At 50.3% G+C, this 13462-nt stretch carries 15 protein-coding genes and 1 tRNA gene; 7 read left to right on the top strand and 9 right to left on the bottom strand.

The genetic code is table 11. The features are described from left to right. The first annotated feature begins 7 nt into the window (after positions 1 to 7). From ugpE to hutX, 4 genes are all read left to right on the top strand, one after another. A complete protein-coding gene (gene ugpE / locus PsWM33_RS05280) occupies positions 8 to 850 on the top strand; it encodes a sn-glycerol-3-phosphate ABC transporter permease UgpE (RefSeq protein WP_057462726.1) in 843 nt (280 codons plus the stop codon). A gap of 2 nt (positions 851 to 852) precedes the next feature. Continuing rightward, positions 853 to 1956, top strand: coding sequence for a sn-glycerol-3-phosphate import ATP-binding protein UgpC (locus PsWM33_RS05275; RefSeq protein WP_063299465.1), 1104 nt, complete (start codon positions 853 to 855; stop codon positions 1954 to 1956). 199 nt (positions 1957 to 2155) lie between these two features. Next, positions 2156 to 3526: a heme anaerobic degradation radical SAM methyltransferase ChuW/HutW gene (hutW, locus tag PsWM33_RS05270; RefSeq protein ID WP_063299464.1), complete on the top strand. Its 1371-nt coding sequence runs from the start codon at positions 2156 to 2158 to the stop codon at positions 3524 to 3526. After that, positions 3523 to 4017, top strand: a complete 495-nt coding sequence (gene hutX / locus PsWM33_RS05265; protein ID WP_063299463.1) for a heme utilization cystosolic carrier protein HutX — start codon at positions 3523 to 3525, stop codon at positions 4015 to 4017. Before hutW ends, hutX begins: the two co-directional genes overlap by 4 nt. Before the next feature lie 105 nt (positions 4018 to 4122). On the opposite strand, the gene PsWM33_RS05260 is transcribed toward hutX, so the two are convergent. Further along, positions 4123 to 4689, bottom strand: a complete 567-nt coding sequence (locus tag PsWM33_RS05260; protein WP_063299462.1) for an MAPEG family protein — start codon at positions 4687 to 4689, stop codon at positions 4123 to 4125. A 352-nt stretch (positions 4690 to 5041) separates the two neighbouring features. Here PsWM33_RS05260 and PsWM33_RS05255 point away from each other — a divergent pair, with 352 nt between their 5' ends. Further along, positions 5042 to 5470: an Hsp20 family protein gene (locus PsWM33_RS05255; RefSeq protein WP_057462731.1), complete on the top strand. Its 429-nt coding sequence runs from the start codon at positions 5042 to 5044 to the stop codon at positions 5468 to 5470. 161 nt (positions 5471 to 5631) lie between these two features. Further along, entirely contained in the window at positions 5632 to 5892 is a 261-nt protein-coding gene (locus PsWM33_RS05250) for a BQ00720 family protein (RefSeq protein WP_008548441.1), read from the top strand. 151 nt (positions 5893 to 6043) lie between these two features. Here the strand turns inward: PsWM33_RS05250 and ptsN are convergent, their stop codons facing one another. The 8 genes from ptsN to PsWM33_RS05210 form a co-directional block, all read right to left on the bottom strand. Beyond that, a complete protein-coding gene (gene ptsN, locus PsWM33_RS05245; RefSeq protein WP_057462732.1) occupies positions 6044 to 6511 on the bottom strand; it encodes a PTS IIA-like nitrogen regulatory protein PtsN in 468 nt (155 codons plus the stop codon). 75 nt (positions 6512 to 6586) lie between these two features. Next, a complete protein-coding gene (gene hpf / locus PsWM33_RS05240) occupies positions 6587 to 7177 on the bottom strand; it encodes a ribosome hibernation-promoting factor, HPF/YfiA family (protein WP_082596743.1) in 591 nt (196 codons plus the stop codon). Positions 7178 to 7395: 218 nt separating this feature from the next. After that, the gene (gene rpoN / locus PsWM33_RS05235; protein ID WP_063299461.1) at positions 7396 to 8934 is read right to left on the bottom strand and encodes an RNA polymerase factor sigma-54; all 1539 of its coding nucleotides are present in this window, start codon (positions 8932 to 8934) and stop codon (positions 7396 to 7398) included. Positions 8935 to 9008: 74 nt separating this feature from the next. Then, positions 9009 to 9752 (bottom strand): LPS export ABC transporter ATP-binding protein, encoded by a 744-nt coding sequence (lptB, locus tag PsWM33_RS05230; protein WP_244272472.1) that lies wholly within the window; start codon positions 9750 to 9752, stop codon positions 9009 to 9011. Between the two features lie 70 nt (positions 9753 to 9822). Beyond that, positions 9823 to 10332, bottom strand: a complete 510-nt coding sequence (lptA, locus tag PsWM33_RS05225; protein ID WP_208860021.1) for a lipopolysaccharide transport periplasmic protein LptA — start codon at positions 10330 to 10332, stop codon at positions 9823 to 9825. 56 nt (positions 10333 to 10388) lie between these two features. Further along, entirely contained in the window at positions 10389 to 11051 is a 663-nt protein-coding gene (gene lptC / locus PsWM33_RS05220) for an LPS export ABC transporter periplasmic protein LptC (protein WP_208989304.1), read from the bottom strand. A 252-nt stretch (positions 11052 to 11303) separates the two neighbouring features. Further along, a complete protein-coding gene (locus PsWM33_RS05215; protein ID WP_057462737.1) occupies positions 11304 to 11924 on the bottom strand; it encodes a ribonuclease D in 621 nt (206 codons plus the stop codon). A gap of 112 nt (positions 11925 to 12036) precedes the next feature. Next, positions 12037 to 12123: transfer RNA gene (locus PsWM33_RS05210), tRNA-Leu, on the bottom strand. Positions 12124 to 12353: 230 nt separating this feature from the next. On the opposite strand from PsWM33_RS05210, the gene PsWM33_RS05205 reads away from it, so the two are divergent. Then, entirely contained in the window at positions 12354 to 13340 is a 987-nt protein-coding gene (locus PsWM33_RS05205; RefSeq protein ID WP_082826888.1) for a complex I NDUFA9 subunit family protein, read from the top strand. Positions 13341 to 13462 lie beyond the last annotated feature (122 nt).

Below are 13462 nucleotides of genomic sequence, written 5' to 3'. Positions count from 1 at the left end.
GGGATAGATGAAACGCTCACAGTTTTGGGATCACGTGATCCTCGTTCTCGGCGCCCTCTTTATGCTGGTGCCAGTTGTCTACGCACTCATGACTTCCAGTCATGATGCTGTGTCCATTTACAAAGATGGCCTTCAGCTCTCTCCAGGCGGCCATTTCGTTGACACTTATAAGCAGGTGTTGACAGAAGCTGGCGGTTTTACCAAGTCTGTGACTGGTCTGACTATGCTGTGGAACTCTTTGGTTCTCGGCCTCGGCTTTGCCTTCGGTAAGATCATCATTTCCATGCTCGCGGCTTACGCAATCGTGTATTTCCGTTTCCCGCTTGGAACGTTCTTCTTCTGGATCATCTTCTCCACCCTGCTGCTACCTCTGGAAGTTCGCATTCTGCCTTCCTACGAGATCGTGCAGGGCCTCGGTATGGCGAACACTTATTCAGGCCTGATCATCCCATTGATTGCGTCTGCAACAGGTACCTTCTACTTCCGTCAGTTCTTTAAGTCCGTTCCGGATGAGCTGGTTGAAGCAGCGCGTATCGATGGTGCGGGGCCGTTGAAGTTCTTCATCGACATTCTTGTTCCACTCTCCAAGACCATGATTGCTGCAATCTTCATCATCATGTTCGTGTTTGGTTGGAACCAATACCTCTGGCCAACACTCATTACCACAGATGAAAGCCTCTTCACGCTGGTGCGTGGTATGAAGCAGATTCTGCAGGTGTGGATTGGTGCGCAGATCCCAGATACGAACCAGGCAATGGCACTTGCAGTACTTGCAATGCTTCCACCTGTTCTCATCGTGGTGATCTTCCAGTCTTGGTTTGTTAAAGGGCTCGTGGAAAGCGAGAAATAAAAATGGCAGGCATTCAACTTAATACCCTTCGCAAAATCTACGCAGGCAACGTAGAAGCGGTAAAAGGCATCTCCATCGACATTAAGGATGGTGAGTTCATTGTTCTCGTCGGCCCTTCCGGTTGCGGCAAATCCACTCTGCTGCGCATGGTGGCAGGTCTGGAAACCATCACAGATGGTGAGCTGTTCATCGGGGATCGCCTGGTCAACAATGTAGAGCCCGCTGATCGTGACATCGCAATGGTGTTCCAGAACTACGCGCTCTATCCGCACATGACCGTTTACGGCAACCTCGCGTATGGCCTGAAAAACCGCAGCATCCCTAAGGATGAGATCGAAAAACGCGTTCGCAAAGCGGCTGAAATTCTGGAGATCGGAGATTTCCTTGATCGTCGGCCACGTCAGCTTTCCGGTGGTCAGCGCCAGCGTGTTGCAATGGGTCGCGCGATTGTTCGCGAACCTGCCGCGTTCCTGTTTGATGAGCCTCTGTCTAACCTTGATGCAAAGCTGCGTGTGCAGATGCGCATGGAGATCAAGAAGCTTCAGAAAGAACTAGGCACCACAAGTCTGTACGTGACCCACGATCAGCTCGAAGCAATGACACTGGCAGATCGCCTCGTTGTTCTCAGCGGCGGTGTTGTAGAGCAGATCGGGTCTCCGATTGATGTCTACGAAAAGCCAGCGTCTACATTCGTTGCTACCTTCATCGGCTCTCCTGCGATGAACCTGCTGCCTCTGGCAAAGAGCGGCAATGAGTGGAAGCTCGACAATGGCGCAAACGTTGACGTGAAGCTAAACACAGTTCTGTCTGACCTGATCCTCGGCGTTCGTCCGGAAGATCTTGTCATTGAAGAGCTGAGTGAGAAGTTCGACTCCGGACTGCACACTGCGCTGACCGTGCATGTTGTTGAGCCTGTAGGCGCTGAGAGCTACGTTCACGGCACCATTGGTGAAGGCAGCGTTGATGTTGTTGTTCGCGCTCCTGGTAAGCTGCACTTCGAGCCAGGCCAGATCCTGAAAGTGACAGCAAAGCCAGAAAAGCTACACACGTTTGACACCAAATCCGGCAAACGTATCGAGCTGGAAGGCGCACTCGAAACAGCTTAAATGCTGCTCAGATAGAACTTTCAAAAGGCCCGGCATCTGCTGGGCCTTTTTCTTGTGGTACACATGGATGCAGTCGAAAACCTGTGCCATTTTATCGCACGTGAGCGAACTTCTCTTCTCAAAAACAAAACTTGATGTAAATACTCATATTTAGCCAGCGCATTGCGAGCCAACCGAATTAACAAAGCTAGGTTGACCGATGAAAGCTGCGCTGGAAAAGTTCTTCGCTCAGGAAACAGACGATCCTCTCCGCTATGCATTTGAGCGCCGTGGTGCCCATATGCCCGGCTCTGCTGGTGAGGCGGTATCGGAAGAGGAGCACCAGCTTGTTTGGCAGGAAATTCAAAAGTCCAAACGGTCAGGTATGGCCGTCATGTATTTGCATGTCCCATTTTGCGCCAATCACTGCCTGTTCTGCGGGTTCTACCGCAACAAATGGCATGATGAACACTCAGCCCCATATGCTGATGCATTAATCAAAGAACTTGAATTAGAGGCATCTTCCCCCGCTTCTCAAAGCTCACCAATCAACGCCGTTTATTTTGGCGGAGGCACTCCGACAGCTTTGCATGCCAGTGACCTTGCAAGAGTGATCCGTCGTATTCGAGAACTTTATCCTCTCTCAGCCGATTGTGAGATCACAGTTGAAGGGCGTATCTTCCACTTTGATGATGACAAGATCGATGCCTGTCTGGATGCAGGTGCCAACCGCTTTTCAACCGGAGTTCAGTCCTTCAATACCAAAGTTCGCAAGCGGCAGGGTCGTAAGGCAAGCGGATCAGAAGCAATCCGTTTCTTTGAAGGCCTGAGAGACCGCAACCGTGCTGCAATCGTCTGTGACCTGATATTAGGCCTTCCCTACCAAACCGCAGAAGTCTGGCGTGATGATTTACGAACTGTTGTGGATCTGGGCTTGGATGGCGTCGATCTATACACACTCGCAGTCTTTCCCGGCAGTCCTCTTTCAAAAGCGATTGAAAAGGGGGCTTGTGATCCTGCAGCATCCTTGCCGCAGCAGGGAGCGATGTACGGCGAGGGTTTAGAGTACATGCACCATCACGGCTGGAAACAGATTTCTTCCAGTCACTGGGGCCGACAGACCCGAGAGCGCAATCTTTACAACACATTGATCAAGTCCGGCGCAGACTGCCTTGCCTTCGGTTCCGGGGCAGGTGGCAACATCAACAGATATTCCTACGGCATCCATGGAGGAATCGTGGACTACATGCGGTGCCTGGAGGAAGGGGAGAAGCCATTGTCGCGTTTGCACAGAACCGATCCATTGTCTTCTCCCCTCAACTTCCTAGCTGCTGGAATAGAAGAAATGCGCCTCGACCTCGGGCATCTGGAGCGCACAGAGGTCAGGGCCCATGGTTTTCGCAAATCCATAGACCTATTGTTGAGTAACTGGCAGCGTACCGGCTTGATCGCAGGTGAGGAGATCATCTCCCTCACCACAGCAGGGCGCTTCTGGCACCAAACCCTTCTCACTTATCTCAAGGCTGCCTTTAAGCTGCATTCCGCAAGCTTGCAGCCAGAAACCAAAACCTATCAGGAAGAGGCAGCATGAACGCACAAATCACAGAGCTGAAAGAGAAACTTGCAGAAAACCCAGCAGGCATTCTGGAGAGCATTGCCAAAGAGCACGGCCTCTCAATGGCTGATACAATCCGCTGCCTGCCAGAAGAAATGTGGCGTGAACATTCAGGCGAACGTTTTGACGAAGTGATCAAGGCGATTCCTGCTTGGGGCAACGTCACAAGCATCGCAAACACTGGAGACATGATCTTTGAAGTGAAAGGTCCGTTCCCGGAAGGCAGCTATGCGCGCGGGTTCTATAATCTTAAGCAGACAGAAGGCGGCTTCTCCGGCCACATCAAGGCAGATGCGTGCCATTCCATCATCTTCTTGAGGCGCCCATTTTTCTCCAAGTTGGCTGTGTCCATCAATTTCCTGAATGCTGATGGCAACAGCTACCTGAAAATCTTCCTTGGCCGCGATGATGAAGGCCAGATTAAGCAGGATCAGCTTGAAAAATTTGATGAACTCGCGAGCTGGTGAGGCTGTGAGACATCAAAAATCACAGGCCACCGTTTTCGCTCCCGGTGACCTGTGAAAAGCAGAAGTCGGGGCACTGCCCCGGCTTTTCTGTTTGTACGACGAGGATTAAGCAAACATTGCCATAACAAGGTAGCTGGCCATCCCGTAAAGACTGAGCAAGCTCAGGCTCATAAACAGGCCTCGTAGGCCGGTTTGGGCTGACAGATAACTGTAAGTGTAACCAAGCCGGGCAACGGCAAACCCGACCACCCAAACCTGCACCATAAGAGCCACAGGTGAAACGACAGCCACAACAGTTCCTAACAGCACAAAGTAGACCATGTTCTCGGTGGTGTTGCGGTGAGCATTGTGAGGACGTTCCAACGCATCACGTGCATCCTGAGCAATGGAAGACGGACGTCCACCTTTCTGCTCCCACTCTTCCGGAGTTGTCGCCAGATCATACTTAGCGCGCGTCAGCTCTGTGACAGTCATCAGCCAGGTGTGATTGCCAAGAAGTATGACCGTCGCAATGATCAAGGCGTCGATTGCTTCTGGAGAAGGAAGGGCGATGACGAGTGGTTTAATGCCGAAGACGAACAGATTGATGAGCAAGCTGATAGCAATCAATGCGAATGGGTAGGCCTTCACCATCAAAGCAGCTCGTGAATTATCTACCTCAGCAATATCCATTCCTTTTACTCCTCCTTGAAGCAAACCTCCCCAAAGGCAAACGCTACGATTTCTTAAGGGGAACGTAAACCTGTCATTCCCGGCATGCAACAGAGGAAGCGAACCGAAGGACCAAACAGACCAAAGGCCCAAGGTCGCACTGTTTAAAGTCCTGCAAGTTTACCACCCAAGCTTGTCGTGGGGCCTGAGAATGCCGTTGCGATCCGGGAGAATTAATTGAGTATCATTAAGTTAACTTGAAACCTTTGCCGCTAACCGCCATATTCCAGAGGAAAGACCGAGGGCGAGATGCTCTCACACCGGATGCCTAATGAGGGTCTGGAGCTGGGTCGCTTGAAGAAGGACTTGGATTATGACGCGAGTATCTGCGTTTTCGAGCCCATTTATGTTGGGGTTCGATGATATTGAGCGCGTATTGGACAGGGTGAGCAAAGCAGCCAATGACGGCTACCCACCCTACAATATTGAACGCCTCGTTGCCACTGAAGAGAAAGGTGAAGTCATCCGCATCACGCTTGCGGTTGCTGGCTTCACACGTGACCAACTGGATGTTTCTGTTGAGGAAAGCCAATTGGTAATCCGTGGTCGCCAACAAGAAGACAAAACTCGCCAATACCTACACAGAGGTATAGCTGCACGACAGTTCCAACGCGCATTTGTGTTGGCCGAAGGCATTGAGATTTTAGGGGCAGACCTGCGAGATGGTCTGTTGTCTATTGATCTTGCTCGTCCTGAGCCAGAGCGTATCGTTCGCCGGATTGAAATCTCGGCGGGGGACTGAATTAAAGGAGCAATCCTTTCTTCGCGCTGATCTGAATATTGAAGCGTATCTCCGGAAAGCGGAAAACCGATTTTTGGGCAAAGATGCGCGCGACAATAAAGACTTAGAGCTTGAAGCGAAAACATGCGCAGCCTGCTCTAGTAACTCTCAAGGAGAAGGCGATGACACGCGCCCCTTCTGTGCTGGCCGACGACCCGTACGAAAATTTTGAAGAACTCGGAGCTGGTGAAGTCGCCTATGTTAGGCGCGTTTCTCCAAATGACCTGAAGAAGATGTTCCCTGATGCAGAGCTGCAGGATGCAGACCTTCCTGCTTGGGCTCTTTTGGCTGCTGACGGAACACCACTGGTTCTAACTGATACACGCAACGCAGCAATTGCAAACGCAATTGAGAATGATCTGGAAGCTTTGAGCGTCCACTAAACCAACTACTGGGAGCTCTCAGAGGGAGTAATAGAGAAAGACGGCGTTTCAAAGCGTAGAAAAACTCTTCAGACCCAGTGAATTAGGCAAAGAAAAAGCCTGGATTGGAATGCGTCCGATCCAGGCTTTTTTGTTTTTGAGCTGACGTACCTCAGGCTGCGTTAGGCGAAGCCTGTGGGTGGGTCAGAATAGAATAAATTGCAGCAGCATCTGTTGTTGCGCGCAGCTTGCTTGCAACATCAGAATCCCTCAAAAGTCGTGCAACACGTGCCAGAGCTTTCAAGTGGTCCGCTCCAGCGCCTTCTGGCGCAAGCAAAACAAAGATCAGATCAACAGGCTGGTCATCCAAGCTGTCGAACTCGATCGGTTTGTCCAGTCGCGCAAACAGGCCGTGTAACCCGTCAAGGTCCACGATTTTTCCATGCGGAATTGCAATGCCGTTTCCGACACCTGTAGAGCCGAGACGTTCGCGTTGCAGCAGCGTATCAAAGATATCGCGCTCAGTTTCTCCGCAAATCTCAGAGGCCCGTTCTGCAAGTTCCTGCAGGGCTTGTTTCTTGCTGTTTGCCTTGAGGTTGGCAATGACAGCCTCAGGACGAAGAAGTTCGTTCAGATCCATTCCTTGATCCGTGTCCATGCAAAATACAAAGCCGGTGAAAACCGGCTTTGTACAGGGTCGTGATGACCATGATTATCAGTTAGGAGCAGCCCCGTTAGCGAGATTTGGATCAATCCAGCCAACGTTTCCATCGTGACGACGGAATACGACATTTACCTCACCATTACCAGCGTTGCGGAACACTACAACGGGAGCTTCACTTAAATCTAGCTCCATAACTGCCATTCCGACAGTCAGTGTTTTCACTTTCGCTTCAGTTTCTGCAACCACAAGTGGGCTGTAGTCGGCGGGTACCTCTTCTTCCTGCTCAGGATCAGCAAGAACATACGATGTTGCGCCGTATGTTTCCCACTCTGCAGGGAGGCCATTTGTGTGGTGGTCGTTTAACTTTCTGTTGTAGCGCCTTAGCCTTTTCTCAATGCGTTCGGCTGCTTTGTCGAAACTTTGTCGCGGATCCTGACTGTCACCCGAAACCTGAAGCACAACTCCCGTGCTGAGGTGGACTGTGCAGTCGGATCGGAAGCCTGAGCCTTCGCGAGCGATTGTCACATGACCCGTGTATGCTCCTGGGAAATATTTATCCAGTGCATCGGAAATCCGGTCTTCAACGTGTGTCCTGGTTGCGTCACCAATGTCCACGTTCCTCCCCGAAATTCTAATTGTCATGGGAACCTCTTATGTTGTGTCGACTTATTCGCTGACAGGTTCTTCAGCCAAAGAGCAAAGAACCCTTCAACACATGTAGTTTGGACCAGCTAAGTTTAAAGTGCTACTGTTTTCGAGTTCTTAGAAAAATCTATGAGAACAGAGAAACATCCTATAGAGGTTATTAACTGATCGGGACCCTATTATGTCTCATTGAAACCATGAGAAATATCAGTGGGTTAGGTCAGGCTTTTCTTTTCTCTCCGACGCTGAACTGAGCTCGGAATCTTTAATGCTTCCCGATACTTAGCTACAGTTCGTCGCGCTATATCCACACCGTCGTCTTTCAAAATTTTCACAAGAGCGTCATCTGAAAGAATCTTCTTCGGATCTTCGGCGTCAATAAGTTGCTTAACTCGATAGCGTACTGATTCCGCTGAGTGCGATTCACCGCCCTCAGAAGAGGCAATTGCGGCAGAAAAAAAGTATTTCAGCTCGAAAATACCACGTGGCGTAGCGATGTATTTGTTGGATGTGACACGGCTGACGGTGGATTCATGCATGCCAATGGCGTCTGCCACAACGCGCAGATTCATTGGCCGAAGGTGCTGTACACCATAAGTAAGAAAACCGTCTTGTTGACGAACAATCTCAGAGGACACCTTCAGAATTGTCCGCGCCCGCTGATCAAGGCTTTTGACCAGCCAATTTGCGGTCTGCAGACTATCGGTGAAGTACGCCAGTTCCTTATTGTTTCTGGAGCCCTGAGAGATCTCGGAGTAGTAACTCTGGCTCACCAGAACCTTAGGCAGGCTCTCTGTGTTGAGCTCAACGGTCCAGCCTCCATCTGAAGCAGGACGAACAAATGCATCTGGCACAATCGGCTGGGTAATTTCCGTATTGAATGCAGCGCCAGGCTTCGGATTGAGCTCTTTGATCTCAAGGATCATGTCCTTGAGGTCTTCATCATCCACTTTGCAAATACGTTTGAGCTTTACGAGGTCATGCAAAGCCAGCAACTCAATGTTCTCGACCAGTGCCTGCATGGCAGGGTCGTAGCGGTCTTTTTCTTTGAGTTGCAGTTTTAGGCACTCAGACAAATCACGGGCAAACACACCAACCGGATCAAGCGCCTGCAAAGTAAGAATAACCCGCTCCAGATCTCGCTCCGAAACCCCGAGGCGCTCAGACATCTCAGCACCGTCAATGCGTAGATAGCCATTTTCATCGATGCAATCGACGAGTTGATGAGCGATCAGAACATCGGCTGGGTTCGTGAGCACAAAACCGAGCTGTTCCTGAAGATGCTCACTCAGGGAGATTTCTGCGGCGACAAACGCTTCAAGATTGTAGTCAGAGGCTCCTGAGGAAGTGCTGTGGCTCGGTGCCTGCCAGTTATCCGCCTTCTGCTGAACCGGATCAACGGCCTGGTGCTCGCCATTATCATCAGGGAAGACGTTAGAGAGTTCAGAATCCAGATTGCTCGATATTGCTTCCGGAGTTGTTTCCAGCTCGTTATTGAGCCAATCCCCCTCCTGCATCTCTGCAGGGCTACTGTCAGCTTCTGGAGTACTTTCTGAATTGGAGGTCTCTCCAGCGGGGCCAGCGCCATCCGGGCTGTCATCTCGCTCTAGAAAGGGATTACTTTCCAACTCACTATTAACGTGTGCAATCAGGTCCACATTCGACAACTGCAACAGCTTGATCGCCTGCATCAGTTGCGGCGTCATGACAAGCTGTTGGCTTTGTCTGAATTCTAATTTTGGACCGATTGCCATAGAGTTATTTCGTCCTCCAAGTGCTGCAAGCTAGCCTGCAACACTCTTCTACGCAATTCGGCATAGGTTGGAAATCAAAGAGTGAACTGTTCCCCGAGATACAAACGCCTTACATCCGGATCTGCAACGATCTGATGTGGCTTGCCTTCTGTCAGAACTTCACCTGCCGCGATAATATAAGCGCGGTCAATCAGCCCAAGCGTTTCACGAACGTTGTGGTCTGTAATCAGCACGCCAATACCGCGTTGGGTCAAATGACGTACGAGCTGCTGAATGTCACCCACCGCGATCGGGTCAATACCCGCAAACGGCTCATCAAGCAGCATAAAGGACGGGCGAGTTGCCAAAGCGCGTGCAATCTCAACGCGGCGGCGCTCACCACCACTGAGTGCGATACTTGGCGATTTACGCAGGTGTGTGACACCAAATTCAGTTAGAAGCGAGTCGAGATCTTCTTCACGGCGCTTCTTGTTCGGTTCCACCACTTCCAAAACAGCACGAATGTTGTCTTCAACAGAAAGACCGCGGAAAATCGAGGCTTCCTGAGGCAGATAACCAACTCCCAGACGCGCACGGCGATACATTGGCAACTGTGTCATGTCGAAGTTATCGAGGCGAATTGAACCATGATCCGGACGAATAAGACCGGTGATCATATAAAAGCAGGTTGTCTTACCAGCTCCGTTTGGACCCAGCAGTCCCACAGCTTCGCCACGCCGTACATTCAAGCTGACATGTTTGACAACCTGACGACGTCCGTAACTCTTGCCGATGCCATCAACTTCAAGTACCGCCTCCGAAGGGGCGGCGTACTTGATGCCTTCTGGCTGGTGCGTTGGGGTCTGAGGATCAATTGGGTGTGCACTCAAGAGCGTGGCCTATTTTGCTTTAGTTCTTATTTTCAAGGCTGTTCGGCTGCAAAAGCATCCGCACACGACCAGTGTTACCGCCAGTTTCGCTGGAATCCAGATTTGCTTTGCCTGTCTCCAGGTTGATCACAAGGCGCTTGCCAACAATTACGTTTGGTCCCTGGCTGAGAACAACGCGCTTGCCGGTCATCACTACAACCTGTTTGTCCATGTCAAAGCTGGCATCGTCACCAGTTGCGACCTGATCCTTAGAGGAAATCAGAACCTTGCCTTTTGCTTCAAGACGGGAAATGGACTGCTGGACGGCTTGGCCATCCGCTGTGCCATTGGCCATGGAGCCAGCATAAAACACGATCAAGCGCTGGGTTTCCAGCTTGGTTTCACCTTGGGTAACAACAACATTTCCACTGAAGATAGCGCTTTTGTCTTTGTCACGAACCTGAAGGTTAGTCGCTTCAATCTCAATAGGTTCTTTATTGTTAGAACCAAATCCGGCAAATGAATCGGAGAACGTTTGTGCGTGGGCCATTCCAGCCAGCCCGAATGCCATAAGACAAGATAGAGAGAATATTCTCATCCGGTTAATCATTGACCGTTCTCCAGTGCCCAGGGCAGAAGCTTCATCTTGACACCCCGGCGAAAATTCAAAACATTGTTTTTCTGATCAAATTCCATAGATCCAGCATCGATATAGCCACCATCAGACGTGACATCAACTGTATCGTTGGTCTGGATTGTACCTGTCTTCATATCGATATCGAGATACTCAAATTCTGCGGAATAACCTTTGCTGTACGCAACCGTAGTCCCATTAGTGAGATTCAGGGTTTCCATCTCTGTATCAAACGTCCCATTTCGAGAGGTGATACTAACAGTTTCCCCGGGAGCTATTGTGATTTCGGCCACAATATTCTCTAAATCAATCACTTGCGGGTTTGTGATACGCTGAATAGCCCGATCCGCCTGAACGTTGTATGAACGGTCACCATCATTTCCCGACAGATGTGGGTTGGACATGACCAGTCCTTCGGTTGTCAGGCTGATGTCTCCGATGCTCAAGCCAGCAAGAATGTTCTGGAAAACGATCATGCCAATCACACCAGCGGCGATCAGTAATCCGCCAGCAGGAAGAGCAAATCGTAGAATGCGAACGAGAATGGAATGTCGACGCGCAGATTTGCGCGCTTTTTCAAGCCGTGTTTGCGCTTCACTCGCAAACTCTTTGGGCATGTTTTCCATTGTTGTCATTCATAGTCCTGGAACATTCTGGACGCGATACAGACGGGGATCGCTGTCCGGTTGCCATTTTCCGGTCTCTCGTACAGTGAGTAACCAGTATCTTACAGGCACAAGCCGCTTCCGTTGATACGCAAATTTTCGGGTAAAAACCCAAAAGGAAGCAGTAAGTACACACTAGCTGCCTAAATGGGGGGGCTTCAACAAATTACAAATGCTGAAGCCCATTAAACCGCAAATACTGGTAGAAAACTCGAGTTTCGCTTAAGAATGTGCGAAAATATCGTTCTCAGGCCATCCTGCAAGGTCAAGCTGCGCGCGTGTTGGCAGAAATTCGAAGCACTTCTGTGCAATTTCGGTACGCTCTTCACGTTCCAGCATAAATTCAAGGCGTTCTTTAAGCTTATGAAGGTGCAGAACATCTGATGCAGCATAGGCAAGCTGTGCGTCTGTCAATTTTTCAGCTGCCCAATCAGAGCTCTGCTGCTGTTTGGAAAGGTCAACACCAATCAATTCGCGGCAAAGATCTTTCAGTCCGTGACGGTCCGTGTAGGTACGCACGAGCTTGGAAGCGATTTTTGTGCACCAAACCGGAGAAACGGAAATGTCCAGATACTCTTTCAATATGGCAACATCAAAGCGGGCAAAGTGAAAAATCTTTGGCTTGCTCTCATCTTCAAACAGCGCTTGTAAATTAGGAGCAACCAGCTGGCCGCGCTCAATCTGCACCACGTCAGCAGAGCCGTCGCCAGAAGAAAGCTGCACAACGCACAACCGATCCCGGTGTGGGTTCAGACCTAGTGTTTCGGAGTCTACTGCAACAGCGTCAGCTGAAGCATAGTTGGAAAGGTCTGGAAGATCGTTCTTGTGATATCTGATTGTCATTTTTGCTCTCGAAGAATAAGCGCGATTTGGTACATGAGACGTGTTTTGTCTCTTCTACACCAAACGGTCAAGTTACTCTGTAATTTTTAGGGAGAGCTTTATGAAGAAAAGATGGTGCCCAGAAGAGGACTCGAACCTCCACGCCCTTGCGGGCACTAGCACCTGAAGCTAGCGCGTCTACCAATTCCGCCATCTGGGCATATCATCTTTTTCTTTCAGAGGGTTGCTGCTTGGCAGCGCCGCTCTGTGAGGCTGGGTTCTAGTGATCTGGGTTAAGATTGTCAATCACACATTTGCAAAGAGTTTTAAATTCTCCACAGTGTGCCTTCACATCCCAAAACCTTGAGCGTATTAACATACCATGAATTATAGCTTTTTTGAGGGTTATGCGCGCTAATACGCGTACCTGCAAAATTTTGGCAAAGGTGGATGAAAATGGCGCAAGCGCTTAACGGGAAACTTATAACCGTTTTTGGCGGGTCAGGATTTATTGGTCGTCACGTCATCAGGATATTAGCAGAGCGTGGATACAGCGTCCGCGCCGCTGTGCGTCATCCTGATCTTGCAGAGCATTTGCAGCCGCTGGGGGCTGTGGGGCAGATCATGCCTGTTGCTGCGAGTGTGCGAAACAAAAAATCTGTCGAGCGCGCTGTAGAAGGTGCCTGCGCAGTCATCAACCTTGTGGGCATTCTCTATGAGAGCGGTGCTCAGAAGTTTGACAGTGTTCAGGCAAAAGGCCCGGCAACGGTGGCTGAGGTCTGTAAAGAGCAAGGCATTGAGAAGCTGGTGCACGTTTCTGCAATTGGAGCAGATGAAAACAGCCCGGCTGTTTATGCAAGAACAAAAGCTGCAGGCGAAAAGGCTGTTCTCGATGCAATGCCAGATGCTGTTATCTTCCGTCCGTCCATCGTATTCGGTCCAGAAGATGATTTCTTCAACCGCTTCGGCAGCATGGCGCAGCTCTTCCCGGTATTGCCTCTGATCGGCGGCGGTCATACTAAGTTCCAGCCTGTTTACGTGGGTGATGTCGCGCTCGCTATTGCAAATGCCATCGAAAGCAAGGCTGAAGCTGGCAAGATTTACGAGCTGGGCGGACCTCAGGTTGCGACCTTCAAAGAATGCTTGCAGCTGCTGATGCAGGTCATACATCGCAAACGCATGCTGGTTACTTTGCCGTTCCTGATCGCCCGTATTCAGGCAAAATTCATGCAGATGCTGCCAAAGCCAATGTTGACAGTTGATCAGGTTAATCTGCTGAAGAGCGATAATGTGGTGAGCAAGGAAGCACAGTCGGAAAAGCGCACGTTTGAGGGACTCGGCATCGAGCCGCATTCCATGGAAGCAATTCTGCCGACGTATCTTGATAAGTTCCGCCCGCATGGACAGTACGACGCGAAAAGACCCTCGAAGTCATAGTAATCAAGTATATGCCAAGACACAAAGCCCCGCTTCCAGCGGGGTTTTTTAATGCCTGAGACGACTGTGAAGTGCTCAGTAGAAACCTCAATGGAGTGGCTTATTCAATTTTAATCTAAGCT

Origin of the sequence: Pseudovibrio sp. WM33, assembly GCF_001623165.1 — a bacterium.
Classification (GTDB): Bacteria; Pseudomonadota; Alphaproteobacteria; order Rhizobiales; family Stappiaceae; genus Pseudovibrio.
This window is presented reverse-complemented; position numbering and strand designations above follow the sequence as displayed.